The 22,238-nt window shown below is 68.6% G+C and carries 24 protein-coding genes and 1 riboswitch; of the genes, 16 read left to right on the top strand and 8 right to left on the bottom strand.

From position 1 onward, the window contains the following. A complete protein-coding gene (locus AC1RTA_RS10930; RefSeq protein WP_492784731.1) occupies positions 1-483 on the bottom strand; it encodes a thioredoxin domain-containing protein in 483 nt (160 codons plus the stop codon). Between the two features lie 125 nt (positions 484-608). Next, positions 609-713, top strand: a riboswitch (glycine riboswitch). A gap of 265 nt (positions 714-978) precedes the next feature. On the opposite strand from AC1RTA_RS10930, the gene AC1RTA_RS10925 reads away from it, so the two are divergent. Next, complete coding sequence (locus AC1RTA_RS10925) at positions 979-1,593, top strand: trimeric intracellular cation channel family protein (RefSeq protein WP_014235141.1); 615 nt, start codon at positions 979-981, stop codon at positions 1,591-1,593. Positions 1,594-1,727: 134 nt separating this feature from the next. After that, a complete protein-coding gene (locus AC1RTA_RS10920; protein WP_014235142.1) occupies positions 1,728-2,159 on the top strand; it encodes a CBS domain-containing protein in 432 nt (143 codons plus the stop codon). 39 nt (positions 2,160-2,198) lie between these two features. Here AC1RTA_RS10920 and AC1RTA_RS10915 read toward each other — a convergent pair whose 3' ends face one another. Continuing rightward, positions 2,199-3,107, bottom strand: a complete 909-nt coding sequence (locus tag AC1RTA_RS10915; RefSeq protein WP_130459079.1) for a LysR family transcriptional regulator — start codon at positions 3,105-3,107, stop codon at positions 2,199-2,201. Positions 3,108-3,246: 139 nt separating this feature from the next. Here AC1RTA_RS10915 and AC1RTA_RS10910 point away from each other — a divergent pair, with 139 nt between their 5' ends. From AC1RTA_RS10910 to AC1RTA_RS10895, 4 genes are all read left to right on the top strand, one after another. Then, positions 3,247-3,936 (top strand): haloacid dehalogenase type II, encoded by a 690-nt coding sequence (locus tag AC1RTA_RS10910; RefSeq protein ID WP_014235144.1) that lies wholly within the window; start codon positions 3,247-3,249, stop codon positions 3,934-3,936. Beyond that, positions 3,936-4,721: a sulfite exporter TauE/SafE family protein gene (locus AC1RTA_RS10905; RefSeq protein ID WP_014235145.1), complete on the top strand. Its 786-nt coding sequence runs from the start codon at positions 3,936-3,938 to the stop codon at positions 4,719-4,721. The genes AC1RTA_RS10910 and AC1RTA_RS10905 overlap by 1 nt, the downstream gene beginning before the upstream one ends. 52 nt (positions 4,722-4,773) lie before the next feature. After that, a complete protein-coding gene (gene aceB, locus AC1RTA_RS10900; protein WP_492784730.1) occupies positions 4,774-6,372 on the top strand; it encodes a malate synthase A in 1,599 nt (532 codons plus the stop codon). A 146-nt stretch (positions 6,373-6,518) separates the two neighbouring features. Continuing rightward, positions 6,519-7,646 carry a glycosyltransferase family protein gene (locus tag AC1RTA_RS10895; protein WP_492784729.1) on the top strand — a complete coding sequence of 376 codons (1,128 nt, stop codon included), beginning with the start codon at positions 6,519-6,521 and terminating at the stop codon, positions 7,644-7,646. Positions 7,647-7,658: 12 nt separating this feature from the next. On the opposite strand, the gene AC1RTA_RS10890 is transcribed toward AC1RTA_RS10895, so the two are convergent. After that, positions 7,659-8,462, bottom strand: a complete 804-nt coding sequence (locus AC1RTA_RS10890) for a TIGR01458 family HAD-type hydrolase (RefSeq protein WP_492784728.1) — start codon at positions 8,460-8,462, stop codon at positions 7,659-7,661. Further along, positions 8,455-8,688, bottom strand: a complete 234-nt coding sequence (locus AC1RTA_RS10885; protein ID WP_014235148.1) for a DUF2789 domain-containing protein — start codon at positions 8,686-8,688, stop codon at positions 8,455-8,457. The genes AC1RTA_RS10890 and AC1RTA_RS10885 overlap by 8 nt, the downstream gene beginning before the upstream one ends. 109 nt (positions 8,689-8,797) lie before the next feature. On the opposite strand from AC1RTA_RS10885, the gene AC1RTA_RS10880 reads away from it, so the two are divergent. The 3 genes from AC1RTA_RS10880 (at position 8,798) to AC1RTA_RS10870 (ending at position 11,772) form a co-directional block, all read left to right on the top strand. After that, the gene (locus AC1RTA_RS10880; protein ID WP_152089745.1) at positions 8,798-9,736 is read left to right on the top strand and encodes a nucleoside recognition family protein; all 939 of its coding nucleotides are present in this window, start codon (positions 8,798-8,800) and stop codon (positions 9,734-9,736) included. A gap of 245 nt (positions 9,737-9,981) precedes the next feature. Continuing rightward, a complete protein-coding gene (locus AC1RTA_RS10875) occupies positions 9,982-11,172 on the top strand; it encodes an acetylornithine transaminase (protein ID WP_492784727.1) in 1,191 nt (396 codons plus the stop codon). A 153-nt stretch (positions 11,173-11,325) separates the two neighbouring features. After that, complete coding sequence (locus AC1RTA_RS10870) at positions 11,326-11,772, top strand: c-type cytochrome (protein WP_492784726.1); 447 nt, start codon at positions 11,326-11,328, stop codon at positions 11,770-11,772. A gap of 250 nt (positions 11,773-12,022) precedes the next feature. On the opposite strand, the gene AC1RTA_RS10865 is transcribed toward AC1RTA_RS10870, so the two are convergent. Together AC1RTA_RS10865 and AC1RTA_RS10860 are read right to left on the bottom strand one after the other, a co-directional pair. Next, a complete protein-coding gene (locus AC1RTA_RS10865) occupies positions 12,023-13,102 on the bottom strand; it encodes a hypothetical protein (protein ID WP_492784725.1) in 1,080 nt (359 codons plus the stop codon). A 129-nt stretch (positions 13,103-13,231) separates the two neighbouring features. Continuing rightward, positions 13,232-14,518 carry a hemolysin family protein gene (locus tag AC1RTA_RS10860; RefSeq protein ID WP_014235153.1) on the bottom strand — a complete coding sequence of 429 codons (1,287 nt, stop codon included), beginning with the start codon at positions 14,516-14,518 and terminating at the stop codon, positions 13,232-13,234. Positions 14,519-14,732: 214 nt separating this feature from the next. Between AC1RTA_RS10860 and AC1RTA_RS10855 the strand changes: the two genes are divergently transcribed. Next, positions 14,733-15,095 (top strand): CidA/LrgA family protein, encoded by a 363-nt coding sequence (locus AC1RTA_RS10855; protein WP_205230548.1) that lies wholly within the window; start codon positions 14,733-14,735, stop codon positions 15,093-15,095. Beyond that, positions 15,092-15,847: an LrgB family protein gene (locus AC1RTA_RS10850; RefSeq protein ID WP_130459085.1), complete on the top strand. Its 756-nt coding sequence runs from the start codon at positions 15,092-15,094 to the stop codon at positions 15,845-15,847. The genes AC1RTA_RS10855 and AC1RTA_RS10850 overlap by 4 nt, the downstream gene beginning before the upstream one ends. Before the next feature lie 83 nt (positions 15,848-15,930). Here AC1RTA_RS10850 and AC1RTA_RS10845 read toward each other — a convergent pair whose 3' ends face one another. After that, positions 15,931-16,278 (bottom strand): nucleotide pyrophosphohydrolase, encoded by a 348-nt coding sequence (locus AC1RTA_RS10845; RefSeq protein ID WP_014235156.1) that lies wholly within the window; start codon positions 16,276-16,278, stop codon positions 15,931-15,933. A 141-nt stretch (positions 16,279-16,419) separates the two neighbouring features. On the opposite strand from AC1RTA_RS10845, the gene AC1RTA_RS10840 reads away from it, so the two are divergent. From AC1RTA_RS10840 to fliD, 5 genes are all read left to right on the top strand, one after another. Further along, positions 16,420-17,112 carry a Bax inhibitor-1 family protein gene (locus AC1RTA_RS10840; RefSeq protein ID WP_130459087.1) on the top strand — a complete coding sequence of 231 codons (693 nt, stop codon included), beginning with the start codon at positions 16,420-16,422 and terminating at the stop codon, positions 17,110-17,112. Between the two features lie 129 nt (positions 17,113-17,241). Further along, entirely contained in the window at positions 17,242-17,565 is a 324-nt protein-coding gene (locus AC1RTA_RS10835; RefSeq protein WP_014235158.1) for a DMT family transporter, read from the top strand. A 91-nt stretch (positions 17,566-17,656) separates the two neighbouring features. Next, positions 17,657-18,487: an SIR2 family NAD-dependent protein deacylase gene (locus AC1RTA_RS10830; RefSeq protein WP_492784724.1), complete on the top strand. Its 831-nt coding sequence runs from the start codon at positions 17,657-17,659 to the stop codon at positions 18,485-18,487. A 9-nt stretch (positions 18,488-18,496) separates the two neighbouring features. Then, positions 18,497-19,399: a M48 family metallopeptidase gene (locus AC1RTA_RS10825; protein ID WP_492784723.1), complete on the top strand. Its 903-nt coding sequence runs from the start codon at positions 18,497-18,499 to the stop codon at positions 19,397-19,399. 93 nt (positions 19,400-19,492) lie between these two features. After that, complete coding sequence (gene fliD / locus AC1RTA_RS10820; RefSeq protein WP_492784722.1) at positions 19,493-20,932, top strand: flagellar filament capping protein FliD; 1,440 nt, start codon at positions 19,493-19,495, stop codon at positions 20,930-20,932. A gap of 271 nt (positions 20,933-21,203) precedes the next feature. Here fliD and AC1RTA_RS10815 read toward each other — a convergent pair. Continuing rightward, positions 21,204-22,238 (bottom strand): ankyrin repeat domain-containing protein (locus AC1RTA_RS10815; protein WP_492784721.1); only part of this gene is annotated, 1,035 nt, incomplete at its 5' end.

Here is a 22,238-nt window from a genome sequence, read left to right as displayed (position 1 = left end):
TCAGCGGCCGCTCTGGCGCGCCACGGCGCCGGCCAGGGCCAGGATTTCCTCGCCTTCGTCGGCGGAAAAGCCTTGCGGCAGGGCCGGCCGGCCGTCACCAGCCAGGGCGGCGGCGACGGAACGGCCCAGGATGGCACCATCCGGCAGGATGGGGCCGAAGAAGCGCAGTTCGCCGCCCCGGATCACCGCCAGGGTGGGAAAGGTTTCCACGTCCAGGCTGGGCAGGGCGTCCGCCGCATCCTCGATGTCGATCCAGGCCCAGGCGCCCTCATGGCCCGCCGCGGCGGCCGCCGTGGCGGCCTCGAAGCCCCGGCAGACGCCGCACCAGGCGGCGCAGAGCACCAGCACCACCGGCGCTGCCGGCGCCCCATCGGCGTCGTCGGGCCATTGCAGGTCGGCAAAGCGCAACAGGGAAACGGGGGACTGGGACATGGCGGCAAAGGCCGCCGCAGCGGCCGCGAAGTGGGCGGGGAAGGCGGCCATTGTGCGCCAATCCCGCCGCCCGGGGGAATGGGTGGCGCGGGAAAAATGGGGGAACCGGGCGCCGGATCACTGAGAGCAGACCCTGCCGCCCGGCATTGCCAAGGCGGCCCCGGGCGCGGATAATCCGCCCTCCCGCAGGAGAGAGGGGCCCATGCCGCTACCGGCGCCGGGCCTCCGCCGAAGGCGCAAGCTCCCATAATCGCTCAGGCACCAGGAACTGCGGGTTTCGTATTTGCCGTCTGGAGAGCGGCCGGCCGCAACGCGGCGCGGCCCACCGAAGGGGCTAAGCCGGCGCCGTGGGGCGCAGGCCGAAACTCTCAGGTACAAGGACAGGGGGAGAGGCGCATCCGGCAAGGGTCTTCAGCATGGCCTGCCGCCGGACCTTATCTGTAAAGGCGCTTCCGTCATGCCCTGCCACGCCCCAATACCGGCGCACCTGCCGGCCTATTCCCTTTGCTTTGTCGCATCCTGCCTGGCTCTGCGGGGAGGTGTGCCGTGCTGATCACCATCTACCTCATCGCCATCACCGCCGAGGCCATGTCCGGCGCCCTGGCCGCCGGCCGGCGCAACATGGACATCTTCGGCGTCGCCTTCATCGCCTTCGTCACCGCCCTGGGCGGCGGCACCATCCGCGACATGGTGCTGGGCCACTTCCCCATCGGCTGGACCCAGCATCCGCCCTACATCTACCTGGTCATTTCCGCCGGCCTGGTGACCACCCTCTTCGCCCGCTTCATGCACCACCTGAAGACCGTCTTCCTGGTGCTGGACGCCCTTGGCCTCATCGCCTTTTCCCTGATCGGCTGCGAAGTGGCCCTGGGCATGGGCTACGCCCCGGTGGTGGTGATCATGGCCGGCATGATCACCGGCATCTTCGGCGGCATCCTGCGGGACGTGCTGTGCAACCAGGTGCCGGTGGTGTTCCGCCAGGAGCTGTACGCCAGCGTCTCCCTGGCCGTGTGCAGCCTCTACCTGGTGCTGCGGGACCTGGGCCTGGGCACGGAGGCCAACACCCTGATCAGCTTCGGCCTGGGCCTGGCCCTGCGCCTCTGCGCCATCTGGCGCGGCTGGAAGCTGCCGACCTTCTCCTACCGCCAGCGCTGGGACTGATGCGGGCCCGGCCCCGGGAAATCCCCGGGGCCCGCCGATTCATTCTTTTGATGGCCGGAAACCGGCCCCGGGCCGCCGGGTCCATCCCTCATCGCCGGGCTTGACCCACCACAACAACGATGAGGAGACCCACCATGCCCCACCGCAGCATTGCCCACATCATCAGCCAGCAGACCCCGGTCACCGCGACCGCCGACCTTACCGTGCGGGAGGCCTGCCAGCGCATGGCCGCCGCCAGGGTCGGCGCCCTGCTGGTGGTGGAACACGGCTTTCTCACCGGCATCTTCACCGAGCGGGACGCCCTCAACCGGGTCCTGGCCCCGGGGCTGGACCCGGAGCACACCCTGCTGTCCGAGGTGATGACCGCCAATCCCCGCGCCGTGCCGCCGGAAAAGCCCCTCTCCTACGCCCTGCACCTGATGCACATCGGCGGCTACCGCCACATGCCGGTGGTGCAGGCTGGGCGCCCCCTGGGCATGGTCTCGGTACGGGACGCCCTGGGGGCGGAAATCTGCGATTTCGAGCGGGACCTGGAGTCCCTGGAAAAGATCGCCACCGCCCTGTAGGCCCCGCCGGCCCCGGACTACCAGGCAGGCGCCGGCGCCTCAGGCCGGCGTCTGCCAGTAGCCCGGGTTGCCGTAGGTGTTCTTGAGGAAGTCGATGAACAGCCGCACCCGCAACGGCAGATGGCGGCGCTGGGGAAAGACGGCGTAGATGCCCACCGGCGGCGCCGCCCATTCGTCCAGCAGGGACACCAGCCGGCCCGCCGCCAGATCCTCCCCCACCTCCCACACCGAACGCCAGGCCAGGCCATAGCCGGCCAGGGCCCATTCGTGCAGCACGGCGCCGTCGTTGCACTCCAGGGTGCCCGCCACCTTCAGCACCAGGCTCTCCCCTGCCTTTTCCGGATGGCGGAAGGTCCAGCCCCGCTGCTGGCCGAGGGACAGGCAGTTGTGCCCGGCCAGATCCTCCAGGGCCCGGGGCGTGCCGTGCCGCGCCAGGTAGGCGGGGCTGGCCACCACCACCCGCCGCATGTCCCCCAGCTTCAGGCTCACCAGGCTGGAATCGCTCAGTTCCCCGATGCGCACCGAGAGGTCGATGGCCTCGTTCACCAGATCCACCAGGCGGTCCGTCAGGTCCAGGTTCACCGTCACTTCCGGATTGCCGGAAAGGAAGTCGGCCACCAGGGGCGCCACGTGCTTGCGCCCGAAACCGGCCGGGGCCGAGACCTTGAGGTGGCCGCTGGCCTTGACCCCGCCCAGGCTGACCGAGGCTTCGGCATTGGCCAGGTCGTTGAGGATGCGCTGGCAGTCCTCCAGGAAAGCGCTGCCCTCGAAGGTGAGGGACAGCTTGCGCGTGGTGCGCACCATCAGCTTCACCCCCAGGCGGGCCTCCAGGGCATCCAGGCGGCGGCCGATGATGGCCGGGGTCACCCCTTCCTGGGCCGCGGCGGCGGAGAGGCTGCCCTTGGCGGCCACGTTCACGAAGGCATTGATCTGCTTGAAGGCATCCATGGCATTACATACTTAAAGTAAAAGATCATTCGCTGCAATCCTAGCTTATCTTTTACCTCGAGCAACAATAAACTGCGATGCGTAGGCTGATCCATAATCTCCGGATCGACCCGCAAACCCCAAGTCCGACAGAGAAAAAATGACCGCCCCCTGCCCGATCAAAGCCATCGCCTTCGACGCCTACGGAACGCTGTTCGACGTTTATTCCGTCGGCGCCCTGGCCGAGCAGCTTTTCCCGGGCAAGGGGGTGGCGCTCGCCGCCCTGTGGCGCGACAAGCAGATCGAATACAGCCGCATCCGCAGCATGAGCGGCCGCTACAAGCCCTTCTGGGAAGTCACCCAGGACGCCCTCATCTATGCCGGCGCCGCCATCGGCGTGGCCATGGGCGAAACGGAACGGGGCCGGCTGATGAGCCAGTACGCCTGCCTCTCCGCCTTCCCGGAAAATCTGCCGGCCCTCAAGGAACTGAAGACCCTGGGCCTGCCCCTGGCCATCCTCTCCAACGGCACCCGGGCCATGCTCGACATCGCCGTCAAGAGCAGCGGCATGGGCGGCATCTTCGACCACATCCTGTCCGTCGAGATGGTGCAAAAATTCAAGACGGACCCGGAGGTGTACCAGCTGGGACCCGACGCCTTCGACCTGCCGGCCCGGGAAATCCTCTTTGTCTCGGCCAACAGCTGGGATGCCTGCGCCGCCACCTGGTTCGGCTACACCACCTTCTGGATCAACCGTACCGGCCAGCCGCCGGAGCAGCTCAACGTCAGCCCCACGGCCAGCGGCCATCGTCTCTCCGACGTGGTGGCCTTCGTGCGGGAGAACCAGTGATGGAACTCCTCACCATTGCCCTGGTGGGCGGCGGCGCCTTTCTCGCCGGCGGCATGAACGCCATGGCCGGCGGCGGCACCTTCTTCTCCTTCCCCGCCCTGCTCGCCGCCGGGGTGCCCCCGGTCACCGCCAACGCCAGCAATACCGTGGCCCTGTGGCCCGCCAGCCTGTCTTCCGCCTGGGCCTACCGGCGGGAGCTGCTGCGGCACAAGTCCTGGGTCATCCTGCTCACGGTGGTGGCCCTGATCGGCGGCCTCGCCGGCGGCCTGCTGCTGCTGGCCACCTCCAATGCCGCCTTCGCCAAGCTCATCCCCTGGCTGCTGCTCACCGCCACGGCCCTTTTCGCCTTTTCCGGCCAGGTCGCGAAGCTGGTGGCCTGGAGCAAGACCCGCCTGGGCCTGCAGGCCGATCCCGATGCCGGACGCAGGAGCGTCGGCGGAACCCTCTTTCAGCTCGCCGTATCGATCTACGGCGGCTTTTTCGGTGCCGGCCAGGGCATCCTCATGCTCGCGGCCCTGTCGATCCAGGGCCTGGAGGACATGCAGGAGCTCAACGCCATCAAGAACTGGCTGTCGGCAATCAACTACACGGTGTCGGGCCTCACCTTCATCATCGCCGGAGCCATCAGCTGGCCCCACACGCTGCTGATGCTGGTGACCGCCATGGCCGGCGGCTACGCCGGCGCCGCCCTGGCCCGGCGCCTGCCGGCCCTGTGGCTGCGCCGCCTGGTGGTGGCCGTGGGCACCGTGCTGACGATCATCTACTTCGTCAAAACCTATTTCTGAAATTTCCCTTTTCCCGATTACGCATTTTCAACGATTCAAACTAGGAGAGACCATGAGCCTGAACCTGCCCGCCGGTATGCAAATCACCGCTCCCATCCAGCCCCAGTACGAAAGCATCCTCACCCTGGAGGCCCTGGAGTTTGTCGCCAAGCTGCACCGCGCCTTCGAAGGCCGACGCCAGGAACTGCTGAAGGCCCGCGTCGAGCGCCAGGCCCGGATCGATGCCGGCGAGATGCCCGACTTCCTGCCCGAGACCAAGCACATTCGCGAAGGTGACTGGAAGGTCGCCCCTTTGCCCGCCGCCCTGGAGCGTCGCCGCACCGAAATCACCGGCCCGGTCGAAGCCAAGATGATCATCAACGCCTTCAACTCCGGCGCTGATTCCTACATGACCGACTTCGAGGATTCCAACTCCCCCAACTGGGACAACCAGATCCAGGGCCAGGTCAACCTCTACCAGGCCATCCGCCGCCAGCTCTCCTTCAAGAACGAAGCCGGCAAGGAATACAAGCTCAACGACCAGATCGCCACCCTGCAGATCCGTCCCCGGGGCTGGCACCTGGATGAAAAGCACGTCCTGGTGGACGGCCAGCGCGTCGCCGGCGGCATCTTCGACTTCGCCCTGGTCTTCTTCCACAACGCCAAGGAACAGATCGCCCGCGGCGCCGGCCCCTTCTACTACCTGCCGAAGATGGAATCCCATCTGGAAGCCCGCCTGTGGAACGACATCTTCGTCATGGCCCAGGACCACATCGGCCTGCCGCAAGGGACCATCAAGGCCACCGTGCTGGTGGAAACCATCCTCGCCACCTTCGAGATGGAAGAGATCCTCTACGAACTGCGCAACCACTCTGCCGGCCTCAACGCCGGCCGTTGGGACTACATCTTCTCCTGCATCAAGAAGTTCAAGAAGAACAAGGACTTCTGCCTGGCCCAGCGCGGCGTCATCACCATGGAAGTGCCCTTCATGCGCTCCTACGCCCTGGCCCTGGTGCAGGCCTGCCACAAGCGCGGCGCCCCCGCCATGGGCGGCATGAGCGCCCTCATTCCCATCAAGAACGACCCGGTGGCCAATGAGAAGGCCCTGGCCGGCATCCGCCACGACAAGGCCCGCGACGCCCGCGACGGCTTCGACGGCGGCTGGGTGGCCCACCCCGGTCTGGTTTCCATCGCCCACGAAGAGTTCGTCAAGGTCCTGGGCGACAAGCCCAACCAGTGGGAAAAGCAGGTGGAAGGCTCCTTCGGTCCCAAGGACTGGCTCAACTTCCAGCCCGAGCAGCCCATCACCGAAGCCGGCCTGCGCAACAACATCAACGTCGGCATCCACTACCTGGGTTCCTGGCTGGCCGGCAACGGCTGCGTGCCCATCCACAACCTGATGGAAGATGCGGCCACCGCCGAAATCTCCCGCTCCCAGGTGTGGCAGTGGGTGGTCTCTCCCAAGGGCATCCTGGACGACGGCCGCAAGGTCACCGTGGAAATGGTGCGCCCCATGATCGCCGAGGAACTGGCCAAGGTGAAGGCCACCGTTGCAGCCCAGGGCGAAGACACCGCCACCTACGACCAGGCCGCCGTGATCTTCGACAAGATGAGCCTGACCCCGGACTATCCGGAGTTCCTCACCCTGCCGCTGTACGAAGCCATGGCCTAAGGCCTGCAAACGGTCCTTGCGGCAAGAGGAAACGCCCCGGCATCCCCGGGGCGTTTTTTTGGGCCTGCCGCCATCCGCCGGGCCAGTTGGCCTGTCCCACCCTTTCGTGGGAGCATGACGGCCACTTCTGCTTGCCTGCCGCTGCCATGACCCTTGCTACTGCCCCTGCCACCGACTCCTGCTTCCGCCGTCTTTCCCCGCCGCGGGATGCCCAGACACCCTATGCCGTCACCGTGGTGCTGCAGACCGCCGGCCGGCCCAGCCTGCTGCGGGCGGTGCGCTCGGTGCTGCAGCAGGACCTGGCCGAGCGGTTGCAACTGCTCATCGGCGTAGACACCCCCTTTGACACGGCCGAACTGGAAGTCCTGGTCACCGCCCGCTGCCCGCCCCGGGTGGACGTGAGCCTGTTCTACCCCGGCTATTCCACCTCCCGCCGCCACGGCGGGCTGTCCCCCAACTTTTACGGCGGCGCCCTGCGCACCATCCTCTCCTACACCGCCAACAGCCCCTATGTGGCCTATCTGGACGACGACGACTGGTGGGGCGCCAACCACCTGGCCACTCTGTTGCAGGCGGTGGCCGGCAAGGCCTGGGCCTTTTCCCGTCGCTGGCTGGTGGACGAGGAGAGCGGCTGGCCCATCTGTCCCGATGAATGGGATTCCGTCGGGCCGGGCAAGGGCATCAACGCCGAGCGCTTCGGCGGCTTCGTCAGCCCCAGCAACCTGCTCATTTCCCGGGAGGCCTTCCATCTCTTTTTTCCGCTATGGTCCCTGGCGGCCTTTGACGATGGCTCGGGCGAAGACCGTCTGGTCTTCAACGAATTGCGACAACTGCCCTGGGCCGACAGCGAGACCCTCAGTTGCTTCTACAGCCTGCGCCCGGCACAACAGCAGGATCTCCACCACCGGCGCGAATTCGAGCGCCGCGGCCTGCTCTGGCCCTTGCAGCGCGACCTGATCGGGGAGATGACGGCACAGGAGGCAACCGCCCGCCGGGCCGCGGCAGCCGGCGCCTGGACGGAAGTCCGACAGCAGGCCCAGGCCCTGCTGGCCCGGGCGCCCCATCACGCGGGTGCCCTGGAGCTGCTGGCCGAGGCCGAGTGGCAGGCGGGCCGGCGGGAGGAAGGCATCGACCTGCTGTGCCAATCCCTGGCCATCGACGACCGGGAGCCGGCCCCCTACCTCCTGCTGGCAGAGCATCTGCAGGCCCTGGGCGCCACGACGGAAGCCGCCCACATCCAGGACCTGGTGGCCCGACGCTTTAACGGCGGCTAGAGCCGCCCCACCTCAGCCCGCTCCCCGCAACAGCGCCACCGCCGCGGCAAAATCGTCCACCACCCGGGCAGCCCGGATGTCGCCGGCACTTTCATCCGCCGGGCGGAACTTGCCGGTGCGCACCAGCACTCCCGGAATGCCCACGGCCTGGGCGCCACCGATGTCGTCCCGCAGGTCGTCGCCGATCAGCACCGCCTCGCCGGGAACCACGCCCAGCTCGGCCAGGGCGCCGAGGAAGAAGGGCGCCGCCGGCTTGCCCACCACTTCGGCCCGCACCCCGGCCCCGTATTCCAGGGCGGCGACGAAGGCCCCCAGGTCCAGGGTCAGGCCGTCCGGTTCCTGGAAATAGCGGTTGCGGGCCATGGCGATCAGGGGGCAGCCGGCCTGCAGCAGGCGGAAGGCCCGGTTGAGGGCGTCGAAGGTGAAATGTTCTCCCGCATCCCCCAGCACCACCGCGTCCGGCTCGGGGTGGCTGGGACCCACCTCCTCGGCGATGGCCGGATGCACCAGGTAGTGGGGATGCAGCCCCCGCTGGCGCACCAGCTGGGCCGTGGCCCGCACCGCCGTCTGGATTTCATCCGGCGCCACGGCCAGGCCCATGGAGTGCAGCAACTGCACCAGGGCCTGGCGCGGCGACCGGGTGGTATTGGTGAGAAAGCGCAGGGGCAGGCCGCTGGCGCGCAGGCGCTGCAGAGCGGCGGCAGCGCCGGGCACGGGGCGGTCGCCCACGTGCAGCACTCCGGCCAGGTCGATCAGCACGGCCCGGGGCTTTTGCGGCAGGGGCGGTGCCGACGGTACGGGATCGGGCTCAACCATGGAAGCGGGCGTTGAGTTCGTCCACCACCTCGGCCCAGTCCGCATCCTCCAGGATTTCCTCCCGCAGGAAGGCGGCCTGGGAGGGCGTCCAGAAGGGCGCGTCGGCCAGCAGCACATTTTCCGGCAGGGGGCCGTGCTGCTCGATGAAGCGGTTGATGGAGAGCCCGTCGGCCGGCAGGCCGAGCTGGGCGAAGAGATTGCTCATGGTCGGGGTAGGGAAGTCCATGCTTGACCTCCAGTTGGTAATGACGAGAAGCTAGCGGCTGCACCTACAACTATAGAACCCCGGACGGCGGCGAAGTTCACCCGCGGCCGAGCCGGGACCAAAAATCCCCATGGAAATCCTCGTCGACATCATCCTCAAGGCCGGCCGCTCCGCCGTCGAACTGTCCCTTTTCGTGCTGCTGCCGGTGATGGTGGTGATGCTCTCCCTGATGCGCCTGCTGGAGGCCCGGGGCGTGGTGGACAAGGTGGTGGCCTGGCTGGCCCCGGCCCTGAAACCCTTCGGCCTCACCGGCCTGGGGGTGTTCGCCGCCCTGCAGATCAACTTCGTCAGCTTCGCCGCCCCCATGGCCACCCTTTCCATGATGGAGCAGCGGGGCGTCTCCAACCGCCACATCGCCGCCACCCTGGCCATGGTCTTCGCCATGTCCCAGGCCAATGCCGCCTTTCCCATGATGACCATGGGCCTCAACTTCGGTACCACCCTGGCCTTTTCCCTCCTCGGCGGCCTGGTGGCCGCGGCGGCCACCTACTACCTCTTCGGCCGCGGCCTCTCGGCGGAGGAGGCGCGGCTGGACGAAACCCTTCACCACCCGGTGGCGGAAGACGCCAAGGGCGTGCTCGACGTCATCAACCGGGCCGGGGCGGAGGCCTTCAAGATCGCCGTGGGCGCCATTCCCATGCTGGTGCTGTCCCTGGTGGCGGTCACCGCCCTGAAGCGCTTCGGCGCCATCGACCTGCTGACCCAGTGGCTGACCCCGCTGCTGGCCCTGGCGGCCATCGACCCGGTGCTGATCCTGCCCAGCCTGACCAAGGTCCTGGCCGGCGGCACCGCCATGATGGGGGTGATGGACGACATGCGGCGCAGCGGCCAGGTCAGCGCCGAACTGCTCAACGCCAGCGCCGGCTGGCTGATCCATCCCTTCGACGTGCCCGGGGTGGCGGTGATCATCTCCGCCGGCCGCCGCGTCGCCGCCGTATGGAAGCCGGCAGCCCTGGGCGCCTGCGTCGGCATCGGCGTACGCACCCTGGGCCACATCCTGGCCGCCTAGGGCCGCAATGACACACTGTTACGAAAAATTCACGCCGGGCCCGCACCGGCTGTGGCAAAGTTGCGCCATGGACCTCCTGACCCGCACCTGTTCCGCCTCCCGACGCCGCCGGCATTCCGCCCGGTCGCCGTCGCTCGTCCCCAGGTAAGGCAGCATCCCCGAAGTCCTCCGACTTCCCTACCCAAAGGCCACGGCAACCCCGTGGCCTTTTTGTTTTTTCACCATCCCACAAGGAGAAAGAAGCAATGGAAACACCCTTCGCCGCCGACCCTGCCGCCAACGCCCTGATGTGGATCACCCAGCGCCCCCAGCTGGTCTTCGCCGAAGGGCGCGGCTCCTGGCTGGTGGACCAGCAGGGCAAGCGCTATCTGGACTTCGTCCAGGGCTGGGCGGTGAACTGCCTGGGCCACGGCCATCCGGCCATCGTCGAGACCCTGGCGAGCCAAGCCGGCAAGCTGATCAACCCCAGTCCGGCCTTCTACAACGAACCCAGCCTGAAGCTGGCTGCCGGCCTGGCCGCCCACTCCTGTTTCGACCGGGTCTTCTTCGCCAGCACCGGGGCCGAGGCCAACGAGGGCGCCATCAAGCTGGCGCGCAAGTGGGGGCAGAAGCACAAGGGCGGCGCCCACGAGATCATCACCTTCGCCGGCGGCTTCCACGGCCGCACCCTGGCCACCATGTCGGCCTCCGGCAAGCCGGGCTGGGACACCCTGTTCGCGCCCCAGGTGCCGGGCTTTCCCAAGGCCCAGCTGAACGACCTGGATTCGGTGGCGGCCCTCATCAGCGAGCGCACCGTGGCCATCATGCTGGAGCCGATCCAGGGCGAAGGCGGGGTGGTGCCGGCCAGTGTGGAGTTCCTGCAACTGTTGCGGCAGATCTGCGACGACCGGGGCCTGCTGCTGATCGTGGACGAGGTGCAGACCGGCATGGGCCGCACCGGCAAGCTCTTCGCCCACCAGCACGCCGGCATCGAGCCGGACATCATGACCCTGGGCAAGGGCATCGGCGGCGGCGTGCCCCTCTCGGCCCTGCTGGCCAAGGAATCGGTCTGCTGCTTCGAGGCCGGCGACCAGGGCGGCACCTACAACGGCAATCCGCTGATGACCGCCGTCGGCGCCGCCGTGCTGGAGGTGCTGACGGCCCCCGGCTTCCTCGATGAGGTGGCGGCCAGGGGCGAGCACCTGGGCGCCGGGCTGCAGCGCCTCTCCGACCGGCTCGGTCTCCGGGGCGAACGGGGCCAAGGCCTGCTGCGGGCCCTGCTGCTGGCCGACGAGCGGGGCCCGGCCATCGTCGAGGCGGCCCGGGAGCGGGGCCCCGAGGGTTTGCTGCTCAACGCGCCGCGGCCCCACCTGCTGCGCTTCATGCCGTCCCTGACGGTGAGCCGGGAGGAGATCGACCAGATGCTGGCCTGGCTGGAGGAACTGCTGCGGGCCTGAGGCGGCCCAAGCCCTGTCCGGCCGCCCCAAGCGGCCGGACCAACTCTGTTACAGGCAGGCCCGCCCGTCCCCGGCATAATGCCGCCCTGAGCCGTCCCATCCCGTGCCGCACCGCGGCACCTGCCCAACCCCAGCCCAACGCCCGGAACACCGATGCGCAAAAAAATCCTGCTTCTCTCCCTGGCCCTGCCCCTGCTGCTCACCGCCTGCGGCGAGCCGGCCGACCCCCATCCGGACAAGCCCGTGACCCAGCGCCGGGCGGCCTTCAACACCATCCTCAAGGCCTTCGAGCCCATGGGCATGATGCTGCGGGACAAGCGCTACGACGCCGACGCCTTCCTGCAATCGGCGGAAAAGCTGGAGGCGGCCAAGGAAGGGCCGTGGCGCCATTTCACCGCCGACAGCAACTACCCGCCGACCAAGGCCACGGACAAGGTGTGGAGCGAGGCGGCCCAGTTCGAGACGGAACGCCAGGGCTTCCTCGCCGCCACCGGCAAGCTGCTGGAAGCGGCCCGCAGCAAGGACGAAGCCAAGGTGCGCCCGGCCTACGAGGCGGTGCACGACGCCTGCCGCAGCTGCCACAAGACCTTCAAGAAATAAGGCCCGCGGGCCGGTGGGAGCCGGCCCGCTTTCTCCCGCACCTGGCTTCGGCCGCCCGCTCTGACCAGCGGCCACCCCCATCAGCCGGGGCTCACCCGCCTCGCTCGCCGGCATTCGCCGCTGCCCGCGGCCAGGGCGAACGCCAGTCCTTTCCCCACGCCTGACGGCGCTGCCGCTGTTCCTGCGACACGGCCATCCTTACCGCCAGAGTCTGCCCTGCCATCCAGGCAGGGAGCCATTCTTCAGAGACTCATTCGCCACCGCGGCGCCGGCGCCAGGCCTCCAGCAATGGGCGGCTGCGACCGTTGCCTGGAACCGCCTCCACGGCAGGCCCGGCCGCGAGCGGCGTCCCGTCTGCCTGGGGGGCCGGGCCGTCCTGCACCTCGCCGCTGACCCAGGCCCGGCGCAGGGCGGCGCCGCAGCGGGCGCTGGCCACCCCGGCGGCCCGTTCCAGGGCCTGCCGGGCCAGGATGCCGTAGAGCTGCCGATCGGCGCTGATCCAGGGATAGAAGCCGAAGGCGCCGGCGCTGGAAAAGGCGCCGTCGTCTCCCGGGCCGTCCTCCACCCAGTGGTGCAGGCTGTAATGCCAGGGCCGGGGCACCGGGCTGCGCACCGCTCCGGGGCAGCTGCCCGGCTGGGTGCATACCGCCTCGGTGCCGAGCAGATGCCCCAGTTGCAGGCTGCCGCCCATGAGCCCCCGCAGGAAGGCGGCGTAGCCGTTGGCGGAGGCGGCCATGCCGCCGGCGGGCTGGGGACTGCGATAGTCGATGCCGGCCGCCGCCGGCAGCACCCGGTGCAGGTCCCGGTTGAGGGCGGCCAGCTCCAGCTCGCCCAGGCCCAGGGCCACTGCCAGTTTCTGGGCGTGGCCGCCGCCGTAGCTGAAATGGCCCACGTGGGCCGGGTCCCGCCCCCCGTTGTCGCCCTGGGCGAGGCACTCGGCCACGGTCTTGCTGCGCACGCAGGAGCGGTGCTGCAGGCGGTCGTCGCCGGCCTGCATCTGCAGGGCCTGCACCGCCTGGGGCGGCAGGCGGCCGTCGTAACGCTCCGCCGCATAGGCGCCGAACACCCACTTGGAGGCGGAGGCGATGGGCATCACCGTGTCGGCGCCGATCTGACGTGCCCCCGGGCTGCCGCGGCTGCCCCGGGCCAGGGGGCCGCGGCGGTCGCCGATTTCCCAGTAGAAACTGCCCAGGCCTTGGCACAGGGGCGAGCGGTCCAGGGTCTGCTCCACGGCGGCGCGGCGGCTGTCCGTATCGGCCGCCCAGGCGCCGGCGGCCGCGGCCAGCCAGCAGGGCAGGAAGAGGAGGTGGTGGCGGGGGCGGAAGGTCATGGCGCGGCACCGGGAAAAATGAAAGATGCCGTCAGGATAAATGGCCGCCGATGGGGCATGGGTAAGCAGGTGTAAGCAATTGCAAACGCCGGCGGCGCCTGCCGCCGGGTTCGCCTGGCCGGTGCGGCTTCAAGGCTCCAGGCGCTTGGCCAGGACTTCGTCCACCCGGTTCTTTTCCATGTCCATGACCTCGAAGCGCCAGCCGGCCCACTCGAAGGATTCGGTCTTCTTGGGAATGCGCCCAAGCTGGTACACCACGAAGCCGCCGACGGTGTGGTAGTTGCCCAGTTCCTCTTCCGGCAGCTCGGCCAGGCCCAGCAGTTCCTTCAGCTCGTCGATGGGCAGCAGGCCGTCCAGCAGCCAGCTGCCGTCGCTGCGCTGCAGGGCCATGGGCGCCTCGACGGCGCCGGAGAGGACGTCGCCCACCACGGTACCCATGAGGTCGGAGAGGGTCACCAGGCCCTCGGTGCCGCCGAATTCGTTCACCACCAGGGCGATCTGGGTCTGGTTGGCCTTGAAGAATTCCAGCAGGCCGATCAGGGACAGGCTGTTGGGCACGTAGAAGGGAGCGTTGGGAGAAAGCTTGCCGAAATCCAGGCTACCGTCCCGCAGCAAGGCCTGCAACAATTCACGACCCTCGACGAAGCCCAGGGGGGTACCCAGGCCGCCCTTGCACACCAGGAAGCGGGACACGGCCCGCTCCTGCAGCACCTTCATGTTGGCCTCCCGGGGCAGGGTCAGGTCCAGATAGGCGATGCCGGTGGCCGGGGTCATGATGGCGCCGACCCGGCGGTTGTCGAGGCGGAAGACGTTGCCCAGGATTTCGCTCTCGGTCTGGTCCAGCACCCCTTCCTTGCGCCCGGATTCGATGAGGAAGCGAATCTCGTCCGCCGCCGAGGCCTCGGCCGAGCCCTTGCTGGGAAAGAGGTCGAGGATGCGGTCGGAGACCCAGGAGACGATCCACACCAGGGGCCGGGACAGGCGCAGCAGCCACACCACGGTGCCGGCCAGGGCCACCGCCGTGGCCTCGGGCTTGGCCAGGGCCAGGCGCTTGGGCACCACTTCGCCGAAGACCAGGGTGAAGAAGGTGATCACCGTCACCACGCCGCCCAGGGCCAGGCCGTAGGCCAGGCTGTCGCCCAGGCCCAGGCTCTGCCGCAGCCATTCCTCGGCCCGGGGCACCCACAGGGATTCGCCGAAGACGCCGGAAAGCATGGCCAGGGCGGTGATGCCCAGCTGGGTGGTGGCCAGCAGGCGGCTGGGGTGCTGGCGGAAACGCAGCACCGTGCCGGCCCCCAGGGAGCCTTCTTCGGCCAGCATGGCCAGGTGGGAATTGCGGCTGGCGCCCACGGCCATTTCAGCCAGGGACAGCAGACCGCTGCTCAATACGAGAAAAACCAGAATCCAGATATCCATGATGCCTCCAGGTGCCCGCAATCCTTGCTGGGGGCCGGTTGGCCGCCGGAGACGGGCACAACAGGGTCATTCTACCCCGGCCCGGCAACGGCGCCCGGGCCTGGCGGAGCACCATTCCCCACATAAAAGTATCGTATCCAAGAACTTTTATGGCATTAAAGATATTTCCAGGCAGGAATACACTGGCGACCTTTCCCCATTTCCCGGAGGCGCCATGCTTGCCGCCCTCACCCAACTCCTGCTGTTCCAGCTGGCCGGCGAAGTCATCGCCCACGGCCTGGGCCTCGCCGTGCCCGGCCCCGTCATCGGCATGGTGCTGCTGTTCGCCTTCCTGGTGCTGCGCCAGGGGCCCGGCCACGACCTGCAGCACACCTCCCAGAACCTGCTCGCCCACCTCTCCCTGTTGTTCGTGCCCGCCGGCACCGGGGTCATGCTGCATCTGCACCGCCTGCAGGACGAGTGGCTGCCCATCCTGCTCTCCCTGCTGCTGAGCACCGCCGTCACCCTGGCCCTCACCGGCCTGCTGCTCAAGGCCCTGAGCCGCCGCGCCGCCCCCGGCGGGGAGACCCGGCCATGAGCGCACCTCTCGCCACCGCCCTCGGCGCGCCCCTGGCCCAGATCTGGGTCTATCTCTCCGCCTCGCCCCTGCTCGGCCTCACCGTCACCCTGCTGGCCTACCAGGGCGCCTTTGCCCTCTACCGCAAGGCAAAGTTTCACCCGGCGGCCAATCCGGTGCTGCTGGCGGTGGCTTTCCTGGTGGCCCTGCTGGCCATCACCGGCACGCCCTACCAGACCTATTTCGACGGCGCCCAGTTCGTGCACTTCCTCCTCGGCCCGGCCACCGTGGCCCTGGCCATACCCCTCTATGCCCAGATCAAGCGGGTCAAGGCCATGTTCTGGCCCATCCTCATCGCCCTGGTGGCGGGCTGCCTCACCGCCGCCCTCTCGGCCATGGCGGTGGGCAAGCTCTTCGGCGCCAGCCTGGCCACCCTGCTGTCCCTGGCGCCCAAGTCGGTGACCACGCCCATTGCCATGGGCATCGCCGAACGCACCGGCGGCCTGCCGTCCCTCACCGCGGTGCTGGTCATCACCACCGGCATCCTCGGCGCCGTGGGCGCCCGCTACCTGTTCGACGCCCTCAACATCAAGGATCACGCCGTGCGCGGCTTCGCCATCGGCATCGCCTCCCACGGCATCGGCACCGCCCGGGCCTTCCAGGTGAGCGAACAGTGCGGCGCCTTCGCCGCCCTGGCCATGGGCCTCAACGGCGCCCTCACCGCCCTGCTGCTGCCCGTGGTGCTGCCGTGGGTGAAGGGCTGGCTGGGCTGATGCCCTGAGGACCAGAAGGGATGCGGCTGCCGGCCATGGCACGGCGGGCATGCCCGTCCCTGCTGGCTGCCGGAGCCTCCCTCCTAAAGCTTCGTGTATTTCACCGCCCGCCCCTGCACCTTTTCCGGCGGGTATTTCTGGCGGTTGAGTTCCATCTTCTCGGCGAAGGCCGCGGCCAGATCGATTTCCAGCAGGTCGGCGACCCGGATCACGCCCATCAGTACGTCCGACAGTTCGTGCCCCACTTCCCGCCGCTGTTCCGGGGTCAGCTTGAAGCTGTCGGCCTCGGACAGCCACTGGAAATGCTCCAGCACCTCGCCGGCCTCCAGGGTCATGGCGATGGCCAGGTTCTTCGGGTTGTGGTGTTGATCCCAGCCCCGCTCGCTGACGAATTGGCGGACGACGGCTCGCAGTTCTTCCAGTTGGCTCATGGCGGCAGGGGCAAGAAATGGGAAGCCGCCATGATAGCGGAGCCAGGGGACCGGGCCCTCCTCCAGCCCCTGGCCGAATGCCTGGGCAGCCATTGCGCAACGCCAATGGCATAATTGGATTTTCTCCGTAGCGCGCCCGCCATGCTCGATACCCTCTACGGCAAGACCTTCCTCATTCTCACCATCCAGCTGGCCCTGACCTGGGCCAGCACCTTCCTCTTCATCCTCTGGCTGCGCCAGCGCTACTACGCCCGGGCGGCCTGGGTCGGCGGCAGTCTGCTGGAATCCGGCGAGCTGGACCTGGAGCTGGACTGGCAGGCCGTCGCCCCCTGGTTCTGGCTGCTGCTGGGGGTGGATGTGGCAGTCTTTCTCCTGCTGCTCTTCGTCGGCCAGCACAACTTGGCCATCGGCCTGCCCCTCTTCTGCCTGTGGTCGCTGCTGACGGGCATCGAGCTGGCCCTGGCCCTGGTGTCGGTGGACGAGAACCTGGGGGGCAAGGTCCTGGCCCTCACCGCCATGCTCACTTTCGCCGCCTTCCTGGTGGGCGCCTATGCCGGCATCGACTTTTCCTTTCTCGGCAGCACCCTCTTCGCCGGCCTCACCCTGGTGCTTCTGGGGGGCCTCTACCGCCTGCTGTTTTCCATCTCCGACGGCTGGCGACGCCTGCTGGCCCTGTTCGGCTGCGCCGTCTTCGTCGGCTACCTGGTGTTCGACTTCAACCGCCTCACCCGCAGCCCCCGCAACGACTGGGAAAAGGCCCTGGACCTGGCCATCAGCCTGTACCTGGACATCATCAACCTGTTCCTCCACCTGCTGGACCTGCTGCATCGCTGAAGCGGCGCCGGCCGTGGCATAATCGCGCCCCTCCCGGCGCCACGGCGCCCGGACGGCGGCGCCTTCTCCCGGGTTTCCAGACGCCCCGTCCCGTTCCCTGAGCCCGATCTTCTTGCACAGGAGCAAGTTATGGTCGGCTATTGGCTGATTCTCGCCGTGGCGGTGGTCACGGAAATCCTCTGGGCCCTGAGCCTCAAATACATCCAGCAGCATCCCGGCCCCTGGCCCGTGGCCGCCTCCCTCGGCCTGACCCTGGTGAACATGGCCCTGCTCTCCCTGGCCATGCGGGGCATTCCCGCCGGCGTCGCCTACGCGGTGTGGACCGGCCTCGGTGCCGTCGGCGTCGCCATCTGCGGCGCCCTCTTCTTCGGCGACCAGCTCAACGGCGGCCAGATGGGCGCCATGGCGGTGGTCATCGCCGGCGTGGTCGGCATGAAGCTGGCCACCGGCTGAGGCGGCAGCAGGACCGGGCCGGCGGCGGCCCCTGTGCGGCGGCCGCCGCCGGCATTACACTGGACGCTCCGCCACGCCCGTACGTTCGCCCATGCAGGACCCCATCACCACTGCCGCCCAGTACGTGCTCGAAGCCGACGGCCTGCTCATCACGGCCGGCGCCGGCATGGGCATCGATTCGGGCCTGCCGGACTTCCGCGGCCCGGAAGGCTTCTGGCGGGCCTACCCGGCCCTGGGGCTGCAGCGCCTGATGTTCGAGGAAATCGCCTGCCCCGACGCCTTCGTGCGGGACCCGGAGCAGGCCTGGGGCTTCTACGCCCACCGCCTCAACCTCTACCGCCGCACCACGCCCCACGCCGGCTTCGCCCTGCTGCGGGCCATGGCCGAGCGCCTGGAGCGGGGCGCCTTCGTCTTTACCAGCAACGTGGACGGCCAGTTCCAGAAGGCCGGCTTCGACGAACTGCAGGTGGCCGAATGCCACGGCAGCCTGCACCACCTGCAGTGCTTCCACGACTGCCGGGGCCACATCTGGCCGGCGGCGGATTTCACGCCGGAGGTGGACGAGGCCCGCTGCCGCCTGCGCTCGCCCCTGCCCCGCTGCCCCGACTGCGGCGCCCTGGCCCGGCCCAACGTGCTCATGTTCGGCGACTGGAACTGGCAGTCCGGCCGCACCGAAGTGCAGCGCCAGCGCCTGGAAAACTGGCTGGTCACGGTGCAGCGTCCGGTGGTGATCGAGCTGGGGGCCGGCACCGCCATCCCCACGGTGCGCTGGTTCGGCGAAATGCGCGGCGCCCCCCTGATCCGCATCAATCCCGGCGAAGCGGAGGTATGCACCGACCGCGGCGTCAGCCTGCCCCTGGGCGCCCACGTCGGCCTCCAGGCCATGGCCCGGGAACTGCGGGCCGCCGGCTTTCTCGATTGACCACATTTGATGCGTCTCCATCGCCGCCCCGGGCTTGAAGCCGGCGCCGCCGCCCCCAACTCCATGCCGTCATTGCTCCCTGTCGCCGCCATGCCCAGCCGCCACCGTTGCCTCGCCCTGCTCCTCCTCGCAGCCCTGAACGCCGCACCCCTGGCCGCCCAGGAAGGCATCGACGTGGGCAAGCCTTCGGCCCTGCGCCGGCTGGTGCCGGCGGAGCAGATCGAGCGCCAAGCCGGCCAGGAATACGAGCAGCTGAAGCAGCAGGCCGCCCGGCAGCGGGCCCTGGCGCCGGCGGACCATCCCCAGGCGCGGCGCCTGCAGGCCATCGCCCGGCGCCTGATCCCCTTCGCCGAGCGCTTCAACCCCCGGGCCGGACAATGGCGCTGGGAAGTGAACCTGATCGGCTCCCGGGACATCAACGCCTTCTGCATGCCCGGCGGCAAGATCGCCTTTTTCACCGGCCTGGTGGAAGGCCTGAAGCTGACGGACGACGAGATCGCTGTGGTCATGGGCCACGAAATGGCCCACGCCCTGCGCGAGCACGCCCGGGAGCAGACGGCCAAGAGCGGCCTGACCCAGCTGGGCGCCAGCCTCCTCGGCCAGTTCGTTGGCCGGGGCCAGTACGCCGACCTGTTCCAGTTCGGCGGCAACATGCTGAGCCTGAAATTTTCCCGGGACGACGAGAGCGAGGCCGACCTGGTGGGCCTGGACCTGGCGGCCCGGGCCGGCTACGACCCGCGGGCCGGCATCAGCCTGTGGCAGAAGATGGGCCAGGCCTCCGGGGGCGGCGGCAACCTGGCCTGGTTCTCCACCCATCCGGCCGGCAAGGACCGCATCGGCGACATCCGCCGCCACCTGCCCCAGGTCATGCCCCTGTACGAGAACGCCCGCAAAGCCACGGAGAAAAAGTAGGCATTTGGCGGCAAATGTCTCGTATTTCACGGAAATTGCCCCATGCCGGTGCTATAAAGAAAGCGTCCCCCTGCCTTTTACCGGGAGTACGCCATGGACAGCAGCGGTCTCACCTCCATCTACGCCTACTACAACCCCTATGGCCTATACGGTCTGGGCGGTCTGTCTTCCCTCGGCGCTGTCGCAGCTGCCAACCGCAGCCAGGGGAGTTCTTCCGTATCCGGCATCGGCAGCGGCAGCAGCTGGACCACGGTCTCCAGCCTGGGCCAGACCTTGAGCGCCGTCAGCAATCTGCAGACGGCAGCCGAGAAGCTGACCAAGCCCGGCGCCTTCTCCTCCCTTTCCGTCGCCTCCTCCGCCCCCACCGTGGCCCGGGGTAGCGCCGCGGAAGGCACGGCCCAGGGGGCCTATACGGTGCGGGTGGATCAGCTGGCCCAGCAGCAGGTGCTCAGCTCTGCCGCCCAGGCCACCCAATACACCGCCATCGGCAGCGGCGCCGACACCACGGTCAATTTCCAGTTCGCCAACGGGCGCAACGCCTCGGTGGATATCGATGGTGGCGACAACACCGTCAAGGGGCTGGCAGCCGCCATCAACCGAGCCGACATCGGCGTTTCCGCGAGCGTGGTCAGCGGCCCCACCGGCTACCAGTTGCAGCTTTCCGGCGAAAGCGGGGCGGGCAATGCCTTCACCGTCAGCGCCAGCGGCGACAGCACCCTTTCCGACTTTTTCAGCAGCCCGCCGGGCGGCAACGGCCTTTTGCTGACCCAGCAGGCCCAGGACGCCAAGGGCTCGGTGAACGGCAGCGCCTTCACCTCCGGCACCAACACGGCCACCACCTCGGTGGAAGGCCTGACCCTCAAGCTCAACGCCACCGGCACCACCAATCTCACTGTCGGCGGCAATGCGGACCAGGCGGCGGCGGTGACCGACTTCGTCAAGGCCTACAACGCCGTGCAGAGCGGTCTCAACAGCCTGTCCCGGGAATACGCCGGCTTCAACCTGACGGCCCCCTATCTGCGCAACACATTGAGCCAGGCCCTGACGCCGGGAGCCGCCGCGGGCTCGGACAACATCCAGAAGCTTGCGGACATCGGCATCAGCAGCAACGCCAACGGCAGCCTCAGCGTCGATACGGAAAAGCTGCGCTCGGCCCTGAGCAGCAATGCGGACGCGGTGGCCAGCCTCTTTTCCACCGACAAGGGCGAAGGGGTGGCCGATCGCATCCTGGCCCAGGTCAGCGAAGACGGCGCCCTGGCGGTGGACAACCTGCTCAAGTCCGCCGCTCCCAGCCTGACCACCGCCGGTCTCAGCACGGCCAACCTGCAGAGCAATCTGCTCAACGCCATGTTCAACCAGCAGCAGAACTGGCTCAGCCAGTACAGCGGCCTGGGCAGCCTGACCGCCTCCCTCGGCAGCACCGACTCCCTGCTGAGCAGCCTGCTCGGCAGCAGTAGCAACAACCTGAGCGGCCTGGGGCTGATCGGCGGCCTGAGCAATCCGGCCACGGTGACCTCCCTGTTCAGCAGTTGAGACCGGGAGCGGGTTGGCTCCAGGCTTATGCCCCAACGACAAAGGCCGCCCACGGGCGGCCTTTGTCTTTCATGGCAACGGACGGGTGAAGCGGTCGGAGCGCTATCGAATCACCCAGGAGCCAGGCGCCATCGGCAGTCGACAGCCGAACTGGCCGCGGCGACAAGCGCCGGCAGCGGAAACGCCACCGCCAGGAGAGAATCAGGAACAGTCCCTCTCCGCAGACGCCCGCCGGACGGCCCTTAGCGGGCTGCCATGGCGGGACGGCGCATCAACGCTTCTTCGCCGGGGCGGCCTTGCCCCGTGCCGCTGCCGGCTTCTTCGCGGCGGCAGCGGCCGCCGATTTGCCCACCAGGCGGGCCTTCTGGACCTGGGGATTGGCGCGGCTGGCGGAGATTTCCAGGCCGATGGCCGGCGGCAGGTCCCGGGCCCCGGGGGGCAGGCGGGCGTAGCGGGCCCGGGCGGCGGAGATGCGCTGGTCGATGCGGGACAGGTCGTAGCCCTTGGCCTCCATGGCCCGCCGCACTTCCAAGAGGCGCTGGATTTCCGCCGGCACCTTTTCCGACTTGCGGGCCACGCCCCAGTCGGCCTTGGGCCGGTTGGCGGCATCGATGAATTCTTCCGGATTGGTGATGACCCGGGCCACCTTCAGGTGGTCGTATTTCATGGCCCAGTCCAGGGCGGTCTGGCCGTTCTCGTTGCGCAGCCTGGGGTCGGCGCCCCATTCCATGAGACGCACGGCCAGGGCGTCCTTGCCTTCGTAGGCGGCCATCATCAGCACCGAGGAGCCGTTGGGGGCCTGGGCATTGACGTCGGCACCCCGCTTCAGCAGATATTCGGCCACCTCGGCGTGGCCGGCGAAGACGGCGTAGTGCAAGGCGGACCAGGCGTAACCCTCCCGGTTCACCTGGGCGCCATGCTCCAGCAGCCACTGCACCGCCTTCAGGTGGCCCTTCCAGGCCGCCAGCAGCAGGGCCTGCTCGCCCTTGTCGTTCACCGCGTTGAGGTCGGCGCCCCGGGCGTGGAACAGCTCCATCAGGGCCACATTGCCCTCCCAGGCGCCGATCATCAGGCCGGTGCCGACCCGGTCCGCCTGGTAGTCCGGCGGCAGGCCCGCGTCCAGCCACTCCCGGGCCTGGTCCAGGTTGCCCATTTCCAGGGCGAGACCGAAGCTGATCGGACTGGGTGGCTGGAAGCCTGCCGCCTGCTGGGCCAGGGCCGGGCCCGTGCAAAAACACAGGCCGAGGGCCAGGGCGGCGAGGAGGCGCCGGGCCGGCGTCGCCAGGGGGCTGCAGGTGGGCAGGGT

This window comes from Azospira sp. MPR-E4, assembly GCF_058809645.1.
This window is presented reverse-complemented; position numbering and strand designations above follow the sequence as displayed.

What these genes read in the sequence shown, in the direction of transcription:
- AC1RTA_RS10930 (WP_492784731.1), bottom strand. Translation starts at nt 483, where the DNA reads ATGGCCGCCTTCCCCGCCCACTTCGCGGCCGCTGCGGCGGCCTTTGCC.
- AC1RTA_RS10920 (WP_014235142.1), top strand. Translation starts at nt 1,728, where the DNA reads ATGCCCCACCGCAGCATTGCCCACATCATCAGCCAGCAGACCCCGGTC.
- AC1RTA_RS10915 (WP_130459079.1), bottom strand. Translation starts at nt 3,107, where the DNA reads ATGGATGCCTTCAAGCAGATCAATGCCTTCGTGAACGTGGCCGCCAAG.
- AC1RTA_RS10910 (WP_014235144.1), top strand. Translation starts at nt 3,247, where the DNA reads ATGACCGCCCCCTGCCCGATCAAAGCCATCGCCTTCGACGCCTACGGA.
- AC1RTA_RS10905 (WP_014235145.1), top strand. Translation starts at nt 3,936, where the DNA reads ATGGAACTCCTCACCATTGCCCTGGTGGGCGGCGGCGCCTTTCTCGCC.
- aceB (WP_492784730.1), top strand. Translation starts at nt 4,774, where the DNA reads ATGAGCCTGAACCTGCCCGCCGGTATGCAAATCACCGCTCCCATCCAG.
- AC1RTA_RS10895 (WP_492784729.1), top strand. Translation starts at nt 6,519, where the DNA reads ATGACCCTTGCTACTGCCCCTGCCACCGACTCCTGCTTCCGCCGTCTT.
- AC1RTA_RS10890 (WP_492784728.1), bottom strand. Translation starts at nt 8,462, where the DNA reads ATGGTTGAGCCCGATCCCGTACCGTCGGCACCGCCCCTGCCGCAAAAG.
- AC1RTA_RS10885 (WP_014235148.1), bottom strand. Translation starts at nt 8,688, where the DNA reads ATGGACTTCCCTACCCCGACCATGAGCAATCTCTTCGCCCAGCTCGGC.
- AC1RTA_RS10880 (WP_152089745.1), top strand. Translation starts at nt 8,798, where the DNA reads ATGGAAATCCTCGTCGACATCATCCTCAAGGCCGGCCGCTCCGCCGTC.
- AC1RTA_RS10875 (WP_492784727.1), top strand. Translation starts at nt 9,982, where the DNA reads ATGGAAACACCCTTCGCCGCCGACCCTGCCGCCAACGCCCTGATGTGG.
- AC1RTA_RS10870 (WP_492784726.1), top strand. Translation starts at nt 11,326, where the DNA reads ATGCGCAAAAAAATCCTGCTTCTCTCCCTGGCCCTGCCCCTGCTGCTC.
- AC1RTA_RS10865 (WP_492784725.1), bottom strand. Translation starts at nt 13,102, where the DNA reads ATGACCTTCCGCCCCCGCCACCACCTCCTCTTCCTGCCCTGCTGGCTG.
- AC1RTA_RS10860 (WP_014235153.1), bottom strand. Translation starts at nt 14,518, where the DNA reads ATGGATATCTGGATTCTGGTTTTTCTCGTATTGAGCAGCGGTCTGCTG.
- AC1RTA_RS10855 (WP_205230548.1), top strand. Translation starts at nt 14,733, where the DNA reads ATGCTTGCCGCCCTCACCCAACTCCTGCTGTTCCAGCTGGCCGGCGAA.
- AC1RTA_RS10850 (WP_130459085.1), top strand. Translation starts at nt 15,092, where the DNA reads ATGAGCGCACCTCTCGCCACCGCCCTCGGCGCGCCCCTGGCCCAGATC.
- AC1RTA_RS10845 (WP_014235156.1), bottom strand. Translation starts at nt 16,278, where the DNA reads ATGAGCCAACTGGAAGAACTGCGAGCCGTCGTCCGCCAATTCGTCAGC.
- AC1RTA_RS10840 (WP_130459087.1), top strand. Translation starts at nt 16,420, where the DNA reads ATGCTCGATACCCTCTACGGCAAGACCTTCCTCATTCTCACCATCCAG.
- AC1RTA_RS10835 (WP_014235158.1), top strand. Translation starts at nt 17,242, where the DNA reads ATGGTCGGCTATTGGCTGATTCTCGCCGTGGCGGTGGTCACGGAAATC.
- AC1RTA_RS10830 (WP_492784724.1), top strand. Translation starts at nt 17,657, where the DNA reads ATGCAGGACCCCATCACCACTGCCGCCCAGTACGTGCTCGAAGCCGAC.
- AC1RTA_RS10825 (WP_492784723.1), top strand. Translation starts at nt 18,497, where the DNA reads ATGCGTCTCCATCGCCGCCCCGGGCTTGAAGCCGGCGCCGCCGCCCCC.
- fliD (WP_492784722.1), top strand. Translation starts at nt 19,493, where the DNA reads ATGGACAGCAGCGGTCTCACCTCCATCTACGCCTACTACAACCCCTAT.